This is a genomic window from Flavimobilis marinus (assembly GCF_900113055.1).
Lineage (GTDB): Bacteria > Actinomycetota > Actinomycetes > Actinomycetales > Cellulomonadaceae > Flavimobilis > Flavimobilis marinus.
The window spans coordinates 496,304-512,940 of the sequence record NZ_FONZ01000002.1 but is presented as its reverse complement, the minus strand read 5'-3'; the positions used below and the strand labels follow the sequence as shown (position 1 = coordinate 512,940).

The 16,637-nt window shown below is 71.8% G+C and carries 15 protein-coding genes; 7 read left to right on the top strand and 8 right to left on the bottom strand.

Annotation, left to right across the window (positions count from 1 at the left end):
• Positions 1-18: 18 nt before the first annotated feature.
• Together ppgK and map are read right to left on the bottom strand one after the other, a co-directional pair.
• Positions 19-786, bottom strand: coding sequence for a polyphosphate--glucose phosphotransferase (gene ppgK / locus BMZ30_RS07405; protein ID WP_093376737.1), 768 nt, complete (start codon positions 784-786; stop codon positions 19-21).
• On the bottom strand, positions 783-1,658 hold the full coding sequence (map, locus tag BMZ30_RS07400) for a type I methionyl aminopeptidase (RefSeq protein ID WP_093376735.1): 876 nt from the start codon (positions 1,656-1,658) through the stop codon (positions 783-785). The genes ppgK and map overlap by 4 nt, the downstream gene beginning before the upstream one ends.
• 66 nt (positions 1,659-1,724) lie before the next feature.
• Between map and BMZ30_RS07395 the strand changes: the two genes are divergently transcribed.
• A complete protein-coding gene (locus BMZ30_RS07395; protein ID WP_093376731.1) occupies positions 1,725-1,916 on the top strand; it encodes a hypothetical protein in 192 nt (63 codons plus the stop codon).
• A 41-nt stretch (positions 1,917-1,957) separates the two neighbouring features.
• On the opposite strand, the gene panB is transcribed toward BMZ30_RS07395, so the two are convergent.
• Positions 1,958-2,824 (bottom strand): 3-methyl-2-oxobutanoate hydroxymethyltransferase, encoded by an 867-nt coding sequence (gene panB, locus BMZ30_RS07390; protein WP_093376730.1) that lies wholly within the window; start codon positions 2,822-2,824, stop codon positions 1,958-1,960.
• A gap of 116 nt (positions 2,825-2,940) precedes the next feature.
• Between panB and BMZ30_RS07385 the strand changes: the two genes are divergently transcribed.
• Complete coding sequence (locus tag BMZ30_RS07385; RefSeq protein ID WP_093376726.1) at positions 2,941-4,275, top strand: glutamine synthetase family protein; 1,335 nt, start codon at positions 2,941-2,943, stop codon at positions 4,273-4,275.
• Positions 4,276-4,284: 9 nt separating this feature from the next.
• Positions 4,285-7,329 (top strand): bifunctional [glutamine synthetase] adenylyltransferase/[glutamine synthetase]-adenylyl-L-tyrosine phosphorylase, encoded by a 3,045-nt coding sequence (locus tag BMZ30_RS07380; RefSeq protein WP_093376723.1) that lies wholly within the window; start codon positions 4,285-4,287, stop codon positions 7,327-7,329.
• Here the strand turns inward: BMZ30_RS07380 and BMZ30_RS07375 are convergent.
• A complete protein-coding gene (locus BMZ30_RS07375) occupies positions 7,317-8,480 on the bottom strand; it encodes an AI-2E family transporter (RefSeq protein ID WP_093377403.1) in 1,164 nt (387 codons plus the stop codon). The two genes, BMZ30_RS07380 and BMZ30_RS07375, sit on opposite strands and share 13 nt — an antisense overlap.
• Before the next feature lie 155 nt (positions 8,481-8,635).
• On the opposite strand from BMZ30_RS07375, the gene BMZ30_RS07370 reads away from it, so the two are divergent.
• The 3 genes from BMZ30_RS07370 to BMZ30_RS07360 are packed head-to-tail and all read left to right on the top strand — an operon-like array spanning position 8,636 to position 11,942.
• Positions 8,636-9,544, top strand: coding sequence for an ABC transporter ATP-binding protein (locus BMZ30_RS07370; protein WP_093376721.1), 909 nt, complete (start codon positions 8,636-8,638; stop codon positions 9,542-9,544).
• Complete coding sequence (locus BMZ30_RS07365) at positions 9,541-11,172, top strand: ABC transporter permease (protein ID WP_093376718.1); 1,632 nt, start codon at positions 9,541-9,543, stop codon at positions 11,170-11,172. The genes BMZ30_RS07370 and BMZ30_RS07365 overlap by 4 nt, the downstream gene beginning before the upstream one ends.
• 20 nt (positions 11,173-11,192) lie before the next feature.
• The gene (locus tag BMZ30_RS07360; RefSeq protein ID WP_093376715.1) at positions 11,193-11,942 is read left to right on the top strand and encodes a phosphotransferase; all 750 of its coding nucleotides are present in this window, start codon (positions 11,193-11,195) and stop codon (positions 11,940-11,942) included.
• 122 nt (positions 11,943-12,064) lie between these two features.
• On the opposite strand, the gene glnA is transcribed toward BMZ30_RS07360, so the two are convergent.
• Positions 12,065-13,489, bottom strand: coding sequence for a type I glutamate--ammonia ligase (gene glnA, locus BMZ30_RS07355; protein WP_093376713.1), 1,425 nt, complete (start codon positions 13,487-13,489; stop codon positions 12,065-12,067).
• A 174-nt stretch (positions 13,490-13,663) separates the two neighbouring features.
• On the opposite strand from glnA, the gene BMZ30_RS07350 reads away from it, so the two are divergent.
• On the top strand, positions 13,664-14,089 hold the full coding sequence (locus tag BMZ30_RS07350) for an RDD family protein (protein WP_093376710.1): 426 nt from the start codon (positions 13,664-13,666) through the stop codon (positions 14,087-14,089).
• A 47-nt stretch (positions 14,090-14,136) separates the two neighbouring features.
• Here BMZ30_RS07350 and BMZ30_RS07345 read toward each other — a convergent pair whose 3' ends face one another.
• From BMZ30_RS07345 to lipB, 3 genes are read right to left on the bottom strand one after another with little or no spacing between them, the layout of a single operon-like run.
• Positions 14,137-14,877, bottom strand: a complete 741-nt coding sequence (locus BMZ30_RS07345; protein ID WP_093376708.1) for a DUF4191 domain-containing protein — start codon at positions 14,875-14,877, stop codon at positions 14,137-14,139.
• Between the two features lie 47 nt (positions 14,878-14,924).
• On the bottom strand, positions 14,925-15,929 hold the full coding sequence (lipA, locus tag BMZ30_RS07340; protein WP_093376706.1) for a lipoyl synthase: 1,005 nt from the start codon (positions 15,927-15,929) through the stop codon (positions 14,925-14,927).
• Between the two features lie 33 nt (positions 15,930-15,962).
• Complete coding sequence (gene lipB, locus BMZ30_RS07335) at positions 15,963-16,631, bottom strand: lipoyl(octanoyl) transferase LipB (protein ID WP_093376703.1); 669 nt, start codon at positions 16,629-16,631, stop codon at positions 15,963-15,965.
• Positions 16,632-16,637 lie beyond the last annotated feature (6 nt).

The following is a 16,637-nucleotide window of genomic DNA, read 5'->3' as shown; positions in this document are numbered from 1 at the left end:
CACGCCGCCCGCGTCGCGCTAGAGGGCGCGTCCTGCTGCGAGCGCCGCAGCGCCGACGATGCCTGCGCGGTTGCGCAGGACGGCCGGCACGATCGGGGTGCGCAGCTCGAGCAGCGGCAAGAACTGCTCGTGGTGCTTGCTGACCCCTCCGCCCACCACGATCAGGTCGGGGGAGAAGAGCATCTCGACCGTCTGGTAGTAGCGCTGCAGGCGCTCGGCCCACTGGCTGAAGGACAGGTCCTCGCGCGTGCGCGCGCTGTCCGCGGCGCGCGACTCGGCGTCGAAGCCGTCGATCTCGAGGTGACCGAGCTCGGTGTTCGGCACGAGGGTGCCGTCGACGATCAGTGCGCTGCCGATCCCCGTGCCGAGCGTGGTGACGAGGATCGTGCCCCGCGTGTCGCGCGCCGCGCCGTAGAGGGCCTCGCCGTAGCCGGCGGCGTCCGCGTCGTTGACCGCGCGGATGCTGCGCTCGAGCTCGGTGGCGAGCATCTGGTCGAGGTCCACGCCGGTCCACGACTCGTCGAGGTTGGCGATGAACGTGATGCGCCCGTGGTGGATCGGACCCGGGAACGCGACGCCCACCGGCGTGCCCTCTGGCAGGTCGAAGCCCTCGACGAGCTCGCGGATCACCGCGGTCACCGCGGCAGGCGTGGAGACCCCGGGCGTGGGGACGCGTTTGCGCTCAGCGGTGAACTCACCGGTGGCGAGATCCACGGGAGCGCCCTTGATGCCGGACCCTCCGATGTCGATCCCGAAGGCGATCTGGGGCGTGGTCGACTGACTCATGGCAGCGTCAGGATCTCCGTTCCGGTCTCGGTGACAAGGATCGTGTGCTCGAACTGTGCCGTACGCGAGCCGTCGGCGGTGACGACCGTCCAGTTGTCGGCCCACATGCGCCACTCGTGGGTACCGAGGGTGAGCATCGGCTCGATGGTGAACACCATGCCCGGCTCGATCACGGTGGCGTACTCCGGGGCGGAGTCGTAGTGCGGGATGATCAGCCCGGAGTGGAAAGCCTCACCGACGCCGTGCCCGGTGAAGTCGCGCACCACTCCGTAGCCGTACCGGGCGGCGTACTTCTCGATCACGCGGCCGACGACGTTGACCTCACGGCCCGGCGCCACGACCTTGATGCCTCGCATCAAGGCCTCCTCGGTGCGCGCGATCAGGTCAGCGTCCTCCTGGGCGATCTCGCCGACGCCGAAGGTCGCGTTGTTGTCCCCGTGCACCCCGCCGATGTACGCCGTGATGTCGACGTTCACGATGTCGCCGTCGACCAGCTCGGTCGAGTCGGGGATGCCGTGACAGATGCACTCGTTGAGCGACGTGCACAGGGACTTGGGGAAGCCCCGGTACCCGAGCGTCGAGGGGTACGCGCCATGATCGAGCAGGAACTCGTGGCCGATCCGGTCGAGCTCGTCCGTCGTCGTCCCGGGCCTGACTGCGCGACCGACCTCGGCGAGCGCCTGGGCGGCGATGCGCGCGGCGACACGGATGCGCTCGATGGTCTCCGGCGTCTTCACCTCGGAGCCCGTGAAGGGCTCGGGTGCGGGGCGACCCACGTACGGCGGACGCGCGATCGAGGCGGGCACGGCGCGCTCCGGGCCGACGTGGCCCGGCGCGAGCGGGTCCCGGGTGCGGCGCGTCGTCGTCGGCATGGCGGTCAGTCTACGGCGCTGGGCTGCTCCGATGCGGGACGCCCGGCCGCGATGGACACTGGCGGGATGACTGACGCACCGGAGTTCTACTTCAACATCGCCACCCACGAGGTCGAGGAGGGCAAGACCAGCTCCTGGGCCAACCGCATGGGTCCGTACGCCACGCGCGAGGAGGCGGCGAACGCCCTCGACCTCGCCGCCCGACGCAGCGAGGCGTGGGACGAGGAGGACGAGCGGAAGGAGCGCGAGGACACCTGACGGTCCCCACGCTCCTCGGCCAAGCGGTGTGCTGACCGGCGCTACTCGGCGTACGAGTGCTCGGGCGCCGGGAAGGTGCCTGAGCGGACCTCCTCGGCGTACTCGGCCGCTGCGTCCTGCAGCGCCCGGCCGAGCTCCGCGAAGCGCTTGGCGAACCGCGGCGACCAGTCGCCCATGCCGGCCATGTCCAGCCACACCAGCACCTGGCCGTCGCAGTCCGGGCCGGCGCCGATGCCGATCGTGGGGATGGCGAGGATCTCCGTGACGGCTGCGGCGACCGGCGCAGGGACCATCTCCAGCACGACGGCGACCGCGCCGGCCTCCTGGAGCGCCAGGGCGTCCTCCTTGAGGGCGTCCGCGCCGTCGCCGCGGCCCTGGATGCGCTTGCCGCCCAGCATGAACTCCGACTGCGGCGTGAAGCCCAGGTGCCCGACCACGGGGATGCCGGAAGAGGTGAGCAGCTCGACCTGCGCGGCCACCCGGCGTCCACCCTCGATCTTCACGGCGTGGGCGCCGCCCTCCTTCATCATGCGCACCGCGGTGGCGTGGGCCTGGGGCGCCGACCCCTCGTAGGACCCGAAGGGCAGGTCGGCGACGACGAACGAGCGCCGCACCGCGCGCGAGACCGCCCGTACGGCAGGGAGCATGTCGTCGACCGTCACGGGGATCGTGTTCTCGTGCCCGTGCATGTTGTCGCCGATCGAGTCGCCGACCAGCAGCATGTCGATACCTGCGGCGTCGAAGACGCGGGCGGTCATCGCGTCGTAGGCGGTCAGCATCGTGATCTTGGCGCCGTTGCGCTTGGCCTCGGCGAGGTGGTGGACCCGCACGCGCCGTGGTGTGTCGCCGCCCTGCGGGGCCGCAGTGCTCCCGGTGCTCGGTGCAGCGCCAGGGGTGGACGTGGTCATGTCGGCTCCTTCTCGCAGGTGGTGCGTGGTGGCGCGAGCCAGCCTATCGGCGTCGCAGGGGCGACACCCGTGGACGTGACACATGTCCGACACATGCATCGGGCAGGATAGGCAGCATGGACAAGCAGCAGGAGTTCGTGCTCCGCACCGTCGAGGAGCGGGACATCCGCTTCATCCGTCTCTGGTTCACCGACGTGCTGGGGATGTTGAAGTCGGTCGCGATCGCACCCGCCGAGCTCGAACAGGCGTTCGCCGAGGGCATCGGCTTCGACGGCAGCTCGATCGAGGGGCTGACGCGCGTCTACGAGGCCGACATGATCGCGCGCCCCGACCCGTCGACGTTCGCGATCCTCCCGTGGCGCGGCGAGCGTAACGGCACCGCGCGGATGTTCTGCGACCTGCTCAATCCGGACGGCAGCCACTCGCTCGCCGACTCCCGCTACGTGCTCAAGCGCGCGCTGGCGCGCGCCGCCGACAAGGGCTTCACGTTCTACACGCACCCCGAGGTCGAGTTCTACCTCTTCAAGCCGCCGGTGCCGGGGCAGCCGCTCGAGCCAGTGGACCAGGCCGGATACTTCGACCACGTCGCACGCGGCAGCGCGCACGACTTCCGGCGCGCCGCGATCCAGATGCTCGAGTCGATGGGCATCTCGGTGGAGTTCTCCCACCACGAGGCCGGTCCGGGCCAGAACGAGATCGACCTGCGCTACGCGGACGCGCTGACGACCGCGGACAACCTCATGACGTTCCGCACGGTCATCAAGGAGGTCGCGCTCTCGCAGGGCGTGTTCGCGTCGTTCATGCCGAAGCCGATGGCCGAGCACCCGGGGTCGGGCATGCACACCCACTTGTCGCTGTTCGAGGGTGACCGCAACGCGTTCCACGAGCCCGGCGCCGAGCTCGACCTGTCCAAGACCGGGCGCTCGTTCATCGCGGGCCTGCTGCACCACGCGGCGGAGATCACCGCCGTCACCAACCAGTACGTCAACTCCTACAAGCGGCTGTGGGGCGGCGCCGAGGCGCCCAGCTACATCTGCTGGGGTCACAACAACCGCTCGTCGCTGGTCCGGGTGCCCATGTACAAGCCGGGCAAGGGCAACTCGAGCCGGGTGGAGTACCGCGCGCTCGACGCCGCGGCCAACCCGTACCTCGCGTTCGCGCTCATGCTCAGCGCGGGGCTCAAGGGCATCGAGGAAGGGTACGAGCTGCCCGAGGGTTCCGAGGACGACGTCTGGGAGCTGACCGACGCCGAGCGCCGGGCGATGGGCATCAAGCCGCTGCCCCAGTCGCTCGACGCCGCGATCGAGCTCATGGAGTCCTCCGAGCTCGTCGCCGAGACCCTCGGCGAGCACGTCTTCAACTTCGTGCTCCGCAACAAGCGTCAGGAGTGGGACGCCTACCGGTCCCAGGTCACGCCGTTCGAGCTCCAGCGCTTCCTGCCGGTGCTCTGACCCGAAGCGATGGTCCTCCCAGCAGGCCCGGGCGCCGGTCGCGCCGTCAGCACCGGCGCGCGCCTGCGGCGTGCGGGATTCCTGGACGTCGCGCGCGCTGAGCACCTGCTGGCCGACGCCGCCCTGGGGCCCGTCCTCGCGGACGGCGACAAGGACAGCCTCGTCGACGCCCTGGGCGCGGTCGCGGACCCGGACCTCGCGCTCCTCGCGCTGGTCCGCCTCGCCGACGCCGCCGAGGGTGGGGCGGCTCGGAGCGTCGTCCGCATCCTGGGTGCCGAGCACGACGCGCGGAGCAGGCTCCTGGCCGTGCTGGGGGCCTCGCGGGCGCTGGGGGACGACCTGGTGCGCCGGCCCGAGCTCCTCGACGTCGTCCTCGACCCAGCACCCGGCACGCGGGTCCCCGCAGACCGCGTGCGCGCCGAGCTGCTCGAGGCCGTGGGCGCAGACCCGGACGCCGCCGTCCCCGTCGCCACCGCCGCCGGTGCCACGGACGCCCTACGGCGCGCGTACCGCCGTCGGCTCCTGCGGATCGCGATGACCGACCTGACCGCCGACGACGCGCTCGAGCTCCTCGAGGACGTGGGGGCGGCGCTCGCGGACCTCGCGGCCGCGGCTCTCGAGGGCGCCCTCGCGATCGCCCGGGCGGAGGTCGACGACGCGGGGCGCGGCGCCCGCCTCACCGTCCTGGGGATGGGCAAGTGCGGCGGGCGCGAGCTCAACTACGTCAGCGACGTCGACGTGATCTACGTCGTCGAGCCCGGCGAGGGCACCGACGAGGCCGAGGCTCTCCAGGTGGGTGCGCGGCTCGCCGCCGGGATCGGTCGCGCCTGCAGCGCCACCGGGGCCGAGCCGCCACTGTGGCCGGTCGACGCCGCCCTGCGCCCCGAGGGCAAGGACGGTCCGATCGTGCGCACCGTGGCGAGCCACCTCGCCTACTACGAGCGCTGGGCCAAGACGTGGGAGTTCCAGGCGCTCCTCAAGGCGCGGGTCGTGGCGGGGGACCGCGCGGTCGGGCAGGCCTACCACGACGTCATCCACCCGCTCGTGTGGCAGGCGGTGTCCCGCGAGAACTTCGTGGTGGACTCCCAGGCGATGCGCCGACGCGTGGAGCAGAACGTGCCCGCAGCGGAGGCCGACCGTCAGCTCAAGCTCGGCACCGGCGGGCTGCGCGACGTCGAGTTCACCGTGCAGCTGCTCCAGCTCGTGCACGGCAGGACCGACCCCGAGATCCGCAGCGGTCACACCCTCACCGCGCTCGCGGCCCTCGCCGACCGCGGGTACGTCGCGCGCGACGACGCCGCGCGCATGGCGACCGCCTACCGGTTCCTGCGCGTGCTCGAGCACCGCCTGCAGCTGGCCAACCTGCGGCGCACCCACCTGCTGCCGGTCGCGGAGGACGACCTGCGGCGTCTGGCCCGGGCGGTGGGGATGCGCACCGAGGGTGCCGAGGGGCTGCTCGAGCGCTGGCGGGCCACGCGGCGCGACGTGCGCGCGATGCACGAGCAGCTGTTCTACCGCCCGCTGCTGCCCGCGGTCGCCCAGCTGTCGCCGGGAGAGGCCGCGCTGCGTCCTGGGGATGCGCGCGCGCGGCTCGCGGCGATCGGCTACCGCGACCCCGCCGGGGCCCAGCGGCACCTGGCCTCGCTCACCGAGGGCGTGAGCCGCCGCGCTGCCATCCAGCGCCAGCTCCTGCCCGTGATGATCGCCTGGTTCGGCGAGGGGGCGGATCCCGACGCCGGGCTGCTCGCCTTCCGCACGCTCTCGGAAGAGCTGGGCACCACGCACTGGTACCTCAAGCTGCTGCGCGACTCGGGTTCGGCCGCCTACCGTCTGGCACTGCTGCTCGCGACGTCGCGCTTCGTGACGGACGCCCTGCGCCGGTCGCCCGAGGCCGTCCGCTGGCTCGCCGAGGACGCCGACCTCGCGCCGCGTCCGGCGGCGCGCCTGGCCGCCGAGGTCGAGGCCGTGCGGGCCCGCGCCACGAACGCCGAGGCTGCCGTGCTCACGGTCCGGGCGATCCGTCGTCGCGAGCTCGCCCGCACGGCGTCGGCCGAGCTGCTGCAGATCGCGGACCCGGTGGTCGCTGCCGAGGCCATCTCCGACGTCACGGACGTGACGCTGGACGGCGCGCTGGCGATCTCGGAGGCCGCCGTGCGCGCGGAGCTCGAGCTCGACGAGGCCCCGGCGCGGATGCTCGTCGTGGCGATGGGACGCCTGGGCGGCCGCGAGGCGGGTTACGGCTCCGACGCCGACGTCATGTTCGTGCACGAGCCCACCGAAGGAGCGGAGGCCGAGGCCGCGCAGCGCTATGCGCTCGCGGTCGCGACCCGCCTGCGCGCCTCGCTGGGCGCCGTCGGAGCCGAGCCTCCGCTGCAGGTCGACGCCGACCTGCGCCCCGAGGGCCGCGCGGGGCCGCTCGTGCGCTCGCTGGACTCCTACGCGGAGTACTACGCGCGGTGGGCCGCCGTGTGGGAGAGCCAGGCGCTGCTGCGTGCGCGTCCCGTCGCGGGCGACGACGACCTCGCGCGGCGGTTCGTGGCGCTCGTCGACCCGGTGCGCTACCCGGCGGGCCTGGCGCAGGGCGACGTCCGGGAAATCCGGCGCATCAAGGCGCGGGTCGAGAGCGAACGCCTGCCGCGCGCCACGGACCCCGCCCGTCACGTCAAGCTGGGTCGCGGCGGGCTGGCGGACGTCGAGTGGACCGTCCAGCTGCTCCAGCTCCAGCACGCCCACGAGGTACCCGAGCTGCGCACGACGTCGACCCTCGGCGCGCTCGACGCCCTGACGTCGGCAGACCTGGTGACCGCCGACGACGCGCAGGTCCTGCGCGAGGCGTGGTTGCTCTGCTCCGGGATCCGCAACGCGCTCGTGCTGTGGACCGGACGCGTGGGCGGCCCTGCGGGCGACGTGCTGCCGGCCTCGCGCATCGACCTGGCCGGCGTGGCCCGGATCCTCGGCTACCCGACGGAGCGCACGACCGAGTTCGAGGAGGACTACCTGCGCTCGTGCCGGCGTGCCCGCCAGGTGGTCGAGCGCGTCTTCTACGAGTCCTGAGGCGAGCCGTCGCCCGTGTCGCCGTCGCGAGCCGCGCGCACGGCGGTCTTCTTGGCCTCGTCGCCGCGCATCTCGTCGTCGCGCAGGAGTGCCGAGTCGATCAGCTCGTGCCGGCGCAGGTACGTCGTCGCGATCGCCTGGATGGTGGCCGCCACGGGCAGACCCAGGAAGGCGCCCAGGGGACCGAACACCGCTCCGAAGCCGATCACCACGATGAACGCGACGGCGGGGTTCATGGCCAGGGCGCGCTCGGAGATCTTGGGCGAGAACCAGTAGTTCTCCACCTGCTGGTACAGCACGATGAACACGAGTACGGCGATCGCCTTGACGGTGCTCTCCGACAGCGTCAGGAGGATCGGCAGGGCGCCACCGATGTACGTGCCGATGGTCGGCACGAACTGGGAGACGATGCCGGTGAACAGGGCGAGCGGCAGCGCGTACGGGACCTGGATGATCGTGAAGAACACGAACGTGGACGCGGCGGACAGGCCGGCGAGGACCACCCGGGAGTTGATGAAGTCGGAGACCTTGGTCTGGGTGACCTCCCAGAGCTCGAGCACGACCGCCTGGTTCTTCGGCGCGAGCCATCCGCAGATCGACGCCCGGAACCGGGGGCCGGCCGCCGTCAGGTAGTACAGGACCAGGCCGATCATCGCGGCGGAGAAGATAAAGCCCAGCACGCTCGAGCCGAGGTCGAGCACCCGTGACGTGACGTCGGTGCCCCACTCTTGCACGATCTGGTTGACCAGCTCGGACTCCTCGGGCAGCTCGGTCTTGAACCGCTCGAGCGCGAACTCACGCAGGCTCTCGTAGATGTCCGGGGCGGACCGTACGAGGTCCATCGCCTGGTCGACGAACAGCTTCCCGAACATCGCGAACATGCCGGCGACCGCCAGGAGCGACGTGAACATCACCGCGCCCGTGGCGGCGCCCCGCTTCCACCCGTGCTGCACGAGCCACCGCACCATCGGCTCGATCGTCAACGAGATGAACAGCGCGATCACCAGGTTCGTGATGAGCCCGGTGAGCAGGCCCATGGTGCGCCAGATGAAGATCGTCGCCACGACGACCGTCGCGGTCATGACGAGCGCGCGCCACAGCCAGCGCGGGGGATGGACCGAGTAGTGCGGGTGAGGCGTGAGGCTGCTCATGACCGGTCCTTCGAGGGGAGTGACGTGCCGGTGCTGAAAGTACCGCACGTGCCACGCGCCGGCTCGCACGGCGCGGGCGTCGGGACCGCCGTGTCCGTAGACCCCGAGCACGCCGGCCGATAGCGTCGACGCAGGCGCGCAGAGGAGACCCGCAGATGAGCACACCGGTGATCGAGACCGTCCAGCTGGTCAAGACTTTCGGCGAGACCCGGGCGCTCGACGGGCTGGACCTGACCGTCGCGCCCGGGGAGGTGCACGGGTTCCTGGGCCCCAACGGCGCGGGCAAGTCCACCACCATGCGCATGCTGCTCGGCCTGCTCCGCGCCGACGCCGGCCAGGCCCGCCTGTTCGGTGGTGACCCGTGGGCTGACGCCGTGGCGCTGCACCGGCGGCTCGCCTACGTCCCGGGCGACGTCGAGCTGTGGCCGACGCTCACCGGTGGTGAGGCGATCGACCTGTTCGCCCGGCTGCGCGGCAGCCTCGACCGGCGCCGGCGGGACGAGCTGTGCGAGCGCTTCGACCTCGATCCGACCAAGAAGGCGCGCACCTACTCCAAGGGCAACCGCCAGAAGGTGGCCCTCGTCGCGGCGCTCGCCTCCGACGTCGAGCTCCTGCTCCTCGACGAGCCGACGGCCGGGCTGGACCCCCTCATGGAGGTCGCCTTCCAGGACGCGATCCGGGACACGACGCAGCGCGGCGTCACCGTGCTGCTCTCGAGCCACCTGCTGGGGCAGGTCGAGGCTCTGGCGGACCGCGTCTCGATCGTCCGCGCCGGGCGGGTGGTGGAGTCCGGCACGCTGCGCGACCTGCGCCACATGACGCGGACGACGATCGACGTCGAGACGGAGCACCCGTCGGGGGCGCTGGCCGACCACCCGGCTGTGCACGACCTGCGCCGGGAGGAAGAGCGCACGACGTTCGAGGTCGACGGCGAGCACGTGGGCGAGGTCATGCGCATCCTCGCGGGCCTCGACATCCGCACGATCGTGGCGCACCCGCCGACGCTCGAGCAGCTGCTGATGCGCTTCTACGGCGACGGCGCGGAGACGCGGAGCACCCGATGACGGTCGTCGCGAGCCCGACGACGGGCCGGGCCACCCGGGCGCTCGCGGGCACGGGCACCCTGCTCGCGTTCCAGGCCCGCCGCGACCGGGTCAAGCTCCCGGTCTGGGTCGGCGGCCTCGGGCTGTTCGTCGCCTACGTGTCTACGGCCGTCCCGCAGATCGCTCCGCAGGAGTCGGACTTGGAGACCACCGCGGTGCTGTTCCGGCTGCCGGTCGGTCGCATGCTCACGGGACCGGCCTACGGCCTCGAGGCCCCGACGTACGAGCGGTTCTTCGCGAGCGGCTACGGCCTGTACTTCGGGATCATCGCGGCGCTGATGAACATCATGCTCGTCGTGCGCCACACCCGGCTGGAGGAGCAGACCGGCCGGTCCGAGCTGGTGCGGGCTGGCGCCGTGGGGCGCTATGCCGGGCTGACGGCGACGCTGCTCCTGGCCGTCGTGACGAACGTGCTCGCCGCCCTGGTCGTCTCCGGGGCCGCGGTGGCGAGCGGATACCTGGCGGCAGGTGCCTGGCTGTTCGGTGCGGGCGTCGGGGCAGGCGGCCTGACCTTCGCGGGCATCGCCGCCGTCGCCGCCCAGGTGAGCACGAGCGCGCGGGCGGCGGCGGGCCTCTCCGGGGCCGTCCTCGGTGCTGCTTTTCTCGTGCGCGCGGGCGGTGACACCCCACGCGAGGGCGGCACTGCGCTGTCTTGGTTCTCGCCGCTGGCCTGGGCACAGCAGACGGCGCCGTTCGTGCTGGACCGTTGGTGGCCGCTGGCGATCCCGTGCGCGGTCGCCGCGGTCCTCGTGGCTCTCGCCTACGTCCTGCAGGCGCGCCGCGACCACGGCGCGGGCGTGCTCGGCGAGCGCCGTGGCCGGGCTGAGGCCGCGTGGTGGCTTGGGACGCCGCTGGGCCTGGCGTTCCGGCTGCAGCGCGGGAATCTCCTGGGCTGGGGCGCCGGCCTGGTGCTCGCCGGTGTGGTGGACGGCGCGTTCGCGCAGGCGATGATCGACGCGGGCGACAGCCTGCCCGAGGCCTTCCGCGACGTGCTGGGTGCCGACGCGGTGCTCGACGGCTACCTGGCCTTCATCGCGCTCTTCGTCGGATACCTTGCGGCCGCCTACGGCGTCAGCGCGGTGTTGCTCGTCCGGACCGAGGAGCTGCGTGGACGCGCGGACACGGTCCTGGCGACGCCGACCAGCAGGCAGGCGTGGTTCGGCGCGCACGTCGTGGTGGCGGTCCTCGGCGTGGTTGTCCTGCTGCTGCTGGCCGGGGCGGCTGCGGGGCTGGCGGCGGCGGCCGTGACCGGGCAGGCGGCGCTCGTCGGCACCATGGTCGCCGCGCACCTCAACCTCGTACCCGGCGTCCTCGTCGTCGTCGCCCTCGCGGTGGCGCTCGCCGGCGTGGCGCCACGACTGGTCGCACCCGTCGCGTGGAGCGCGGTGGGCGTGGTCGTGTTCGTGGGGAACTTCGGGTCGCTGCTCGAGCTGCCCGAGGCGCTGGTGGCGCTCTCCCCGCTGAGCCATCTCGCCCAGCTGCCGGTCGAGTCCTTCGCGCTCGTGCCCGCGCTCGTGCTCCTGTTGCTCGCGGCGGGCGGGATCGCCGTCGGGCTCTGGGGCGTGCGGCGGCGGGAGATCAACCGGTAGTCCCGTGGGAGGCTCGGGGCATGACGACCTCTGAGGTGCCGCTCAGCGGCGGCAACGCCAGCGCCAGCGTGGTGCGGGCAGGGGACACGGTCCGCAAGCCCTGGCAGCCCGCCACCCCTGCCGTGCACGCGTACATGGCGACGGTCCGTGCAGCGGGCGTCGACGTCCCGCAGACGCACGGTCAGGACGAGCGGGGCAGGCAGGTGCTCGAGCACGTCCCCGGCACGCTGGCGCTCGAGCGACCGCTGACCGCGCTCGAGGACCTCGCCCGCGTGGGGCGCCTCGTGCGTGCGATCCACGACGCGAGCCCCGGCCTCGCCGACGCCCCGCCGTGGCCCGAGCCGATGCTGCTGCCGGCGCCCGCACCCGACCTGATCTGCCACAACGACCTCGCGCCGTGGAACCTCGTCGTCGGCGCCCGGTGGGTCTTCATCGACTGGGACGGAGCAGGGCCGAGCTCCCGGCTGTGGGACCTCGCGTACACGGCGCAGTCGTTCACGCTCGCGGCCGACGAGGACGTCGCGGTGAGCGCTCGACGTCTGCGAGCCCTCGTGGACGGCTACGGGGCGGATCCCGAGCTGCGCGCGGCCCTCCCGACCGCGATGGCTGACCGCACCGCGGCGATGCACGCCCTCCTGCGGGACTCGCACGCGTCCGGCCGCGAGCCCTGGGGCTCCATGTACGCGGAGGGCCACGGGGAGCACTGGAGCGTAGCCGCGTCGTACGTACGCGCACACGAGGGCGTGTGGCGCACGGCGCTCCTGTGCTGAGGTGCGGTTGCACCACGGCGTGAGGGGACGACAGAGCCCGCACGCCCCGCCGGTGCTGGCGGAGCGTGCGGGCTGGTGCGTCGCCTATGGCGGGGCGGCGCTACGTCGTCGTGCGAGTCGACTCACACGTCGTAGTAGAGCTCGAACTCGTGCGGGTGCGGACGCAGGCGGATCGGGTCCACCTCCTTGGTGCGCTTGTACTCGATCCACGTCTCGATCAGGTCCGGCGTGAAGACGTCGCCCTGGGTGAGGAACTCGTAGTCGGCCTCGAGCGCGTCGAGGACCTCGGGCAGCGAGCCAGGGACCTGCTGGATCTGTGCGTGCTCCTCGGGGGGCAGCTCGTACAGGTCCTTGTCGATGGGCTCGGGCGGCTCGATCCGGTTCTTGATCCCGTCGATGCCCGCGAGCAGCTGCGCCGCGAACGCGAGGTACGGGTTGGCCGACGGGTCCGGGACGCGGAACTCCACGCGCTTGGCCTTCGGGTTCGACCCGGTGATCGGGATGCGGATGCACGCCGAGCGGTTGCGGGCCGAGTACACCAGGTTGACGGGCGCCTCGTAGCCGGGCACCAGGCGGTGGTAGGAGTTCACCGACGGGTTGGTGAACGCGAGCAGCGCCGGCGCGTGCTTGAGCAGACCGCCGATGTACCAGCGCGCGAGGTCGGACAGGCCGCCGTAACCGGACTCGTCGTAGAAGAGCGGCTTGCCGTCCTTCCACAGGGACTGGTGCGAGTGCATGCCCGAGCCGTTGTCACCGAAGAGCGGCTTTGGCATGAACGTGACGGACTTGTTGGCCTCCCACGCGACGTTCTTGATGACGTACTTGAACTTCATCAGGTCGTCCGCGGCGGCCGTGAGGGTGTTGAACCGGTAGTTGATCTCCTGCTGGCCGGCCGTGCCCACCTCGTGGTGTGCGCGCTCGACGTCGAGGCCGACCTCACCGAGGACCGCGCACATCTCGTCGCGCAGGTCCGCCATCTGGTCGTTGGGGGAGACGGGGAAGTACCCGCCCTTGTAGCGCGTCTTGTACCCGAGGTTGCCGCCCTCCTCCTCGCGGCCGGTGTTCCACGCGGCCTCCTTGGAGTCCAGGTGGTAGAAGCTCGAGTGCGGCGAGGTGGCGAAGCGCACGTCGTCGAAGATGTAGAACTCCGCCTCGGGGGCGAAGAAGGCGGTGTCCGCGATCCCCGTGCTGCGCAGGTACGCCTCCGCCTTGGCGGCGATGTTGCGGGGGTCGCGCGAGTACGCCTCGTCGGTGAACGGGTCCACGATCGAGAAGTTCACGATCAGCGTCTTGCGCTTGCGGAACGGGTCCAGGTACGCGGTCGTGACGTCCGGGACGAGCTTCATGTCGGACTCGTGGATCGCCTGGAAGCCACGGATGGACGAGCCGTCGAACATCATCCCGTCGGTGAAGGCCGACTCCTCGAACTGCGAGATGGGGATGTTGAAGTGCTGCATCACTCCCGGCAGGTCGCAGAAACGTACGTCGACGAACTCGACGCCCTCGTTCTGCGTGAAGGCGATGGCCTCCTCGGCGTTCTTGAACATCCGTTGCTCCTTGGTAGGTGTTGCCCTCAACCCGGGCGCTAGCCACGCTAGGGGGCGGGGGTTTCTCGACCGTATACCTCGTGTTTCGAGAGTGTTACGGAACCCCCCGCGCATGTGACATGTGGTCGCACGGCCCTGGTCCGCTCGGCTCCGGACGCGTCCTAGGCTTGTCCCGTGGCACTGCGCAGAGATCTCGGAAGCTGGCTCGACGGCGGGAAACGCCCTGGTCCCGGCAGGCTCGGCCTGCCCGCGGCGGGGCCCGGCTCGTTGGCGCCCCTCGGGCGGCGCGTGGTCGGGATCCTGATCGACTGGTTCGCGTCGCTCGGCGCGTCGTACGCGCTGTTTGACGGCGACCAGTGGGCGACGCTCGCGATCTTCGGCCTCGAGAACCTGCTGCTCGTCGGCACGCTCGGGTACACGCTCGGGCACCGGGTCGCGGGCCTGCGCGTCGTCCGCGCGGACGGGCGCACCTACGTCGGTCTGCTGAGCGGGTTCGTGCGCGCGCTGCTGCTCTGCCTCGTCATCCCGCCGGTCGTGTGGGACTCCGACGGCCGGGGCCTGCACGACAAGGGCGCGGGCACGATCATCGTGCGACGCTGAGCCCAGCCGCTGAGCGCTACCGCGCGCGGCGTCGTGCGGTGCGTCGCTCAGCGGCCGCCGCGCATGCCCTTGCGGTCCGGACGCGCGCGCATGGGGTCGACGCCCTTGGGGATCGGCAGGCGTGCGCCGCCCAGCGCCGTCAGACGCTTGAGGACGACGGCGACCTCGTGCTTGTTGAGCACCGGCTTGAGCTTGCGCACCGTCTTGACCAGCTTGGTGAGCGGCACCTGGCCAGTGGCGTTGCCGACCTGGATGACGTGGATCGGGACGTCGGGCAGCACCCGGGCGGTCCGCTTGCGCTCGGCCTCGGCAAGCCGGGTCACGACGGGACCGGTGCCCTCAGTGATGAGGACGACGCCGGGGCGGCCGACGCCGCGGAAGACGGGCGTGCGGCTGCGTGCGTCCATCGCGACGGGGTTCTCGTCGAACGACCAGCCGCGGCGGATCGTGCCGAGCGCGGCCATGGAGGCTCCGGGCTCACCCTCGATGCGGGCGTAGGCGGCGCGCTCGGCGCGGCGCGCCAGCACGAACATCGCCGCGAGGGCGGCCGTCGGCAGGCCGAGGATCAGCATGTAGACCCACGGACCCCACGCGAGGCCGATCACCAGGGCGATGGCGAGGACGCCGAAGAACGTCGCCAGGACCCACCAGGTGACCGCAGGGTCCTGCTGACGGGTCATCTTGTAGGCGTCGAACACCTGGTGATACCACCGGCGCTTCTTGACCTTCTTCACCTTGGCGGGACGGTCGTCGCTCATACCGGTGCTCTTGTCGTTCTTGCGGGCCATGACAGATGAGTCTAGTGCCGGACGGAGCGCCCTGAGTCCAGCACGCGTCAGCGCGGCTGCAGCAGCGCGGAGGCCTCCTGGCGGGAGGTGGTCGGCTCGCCGAGGTGGGCGAGCGCGGCGGGGATCTCCTGGCCGCGGCGCAGCATGGCCTGGCCCCAGAGCCGGCCGGCGCGGTAGGACGAACGCACGAGGGGGCCCGACATGACGCCGAGGAACCCGATCTCCGTGGCGGCGTCGGACAGCTCGACGAACTCCTCGGGGCGCACCCAGCGCTCGACCGGGTGGTGGCGCACCGAGGGGCGCAGGTACTGCGTGATGGTGATCAGGTCGCACCCGGCCTCGTGCAGGTCGACGAGGGCGTCGCGGGCCTCCTCCATGGTCTCGCCCATGCCGAGGATGAGGTTCGACTTGGTGACCAGCCCGGCCTCGCGCGCCTGGGTGATCACGGACAGGGAGCGCTCGAAGCGGAAGCCGGGACGGATCTGCTTGAAGATCCGGGGGACGGTCTCAAGGTTGTGCGCGAGCACCTCGGGGCGCGAGGAGAACACCTCGTCGAGGAGCTCGGGGATCGCGTTGAAGTCCGGGATCAGCAGCTCGACACCGGTCCCGGGGTTGAGCGCGTGGATCTGCCGGACCGTCTCCGCGTACAGCCAGGCGCCGCCGTCGGCGAGGTCGTCGCGCGCGACGCCGGTGATCGTCGAGTACTTGAGACCCATCGCCTGGACCGACTCGGCCACGCGGCGCGGCTCGTCGGCGTCGAAGTCCGCCGGCTTGCCCGTGTCGATCTGGCAGAAGTCGCACCGACGCGTGCACTGGTCGCCGCCGATGAGGAACGTCGCCTCGCGGTCCTCCCAGCACTCGAAGATGTTGGGGCAGCCGGCTTCCTCGCACACCGTGTGCAGGCCGCCGGTCTTCACGAGGCCCTTGAGCTCGGTGTACTCCGGGCCCATGGTCGCCCGGGTCTTGATCCACTCGGGCTTCTTCTCGATCGGGACCGCGGCGTTGCGGGCCTCGACCCGGAGCATCCGGCGTCCTTCAGGTGCGATCGTCACGTGCGGCGTTCCCCTCGTCGGTGTGGGTCCAGCCTATGCCCGGACCGCGGCGGGCGACGCACCGGAGGCCGCCGCGAGATGTGGCGTGAGCGACGTCCGCAGGTGCGCGGCGAAGGCGTCGACGACGTCGGTGGGCCCGACGTGCCGGCCCAGCAGGCTCGTGAGGCTGGTGGCGACGGTCCCCGGCAGCCCGCACGGCACGATGCGCGTGAACGCGCCCGTGTCGCAGCTGGCGTTCAGGGCGACGCCGTGCATGGTCACGCCCTTCGCGACGCGGCAGCCGATCGCTGCGAGCTTGGCGTCGGGAGGCCCCGGGAGCCAGACGCCGCTGCGCCCCTCGACGCGCTCCCCGGCGATGCCGAGGTCCGCGCACAGGCCGAGCACGGCGTCCTCGAGGGCGCGCACGTAGGCGACGACGTCGACCGGCTCGCGCAGGCGGACGATCGGGTAGGCGACCAGCTGTCCGGGTCCGTGCCAGGTGATCTTGCCGCCGCGGTCGACGTCGACCACCGGCGTGCCGTCGACGGGTCGGTCTGCGCGGTTGGTGCGCCGACCCGCGGTGTAGACGGGGGCGTGCTCGAGCAGGAGGACGGTGTCGGGCCGTTCGCCCGCGAGCACCTCGGCGTGGATCTGGCGCTGCAGCTCCCACGTCTGTTCGTAGTCGCACAGCCGCGTCCCGAGGTCGAGGGTGATCAGCTCCATGGCGTC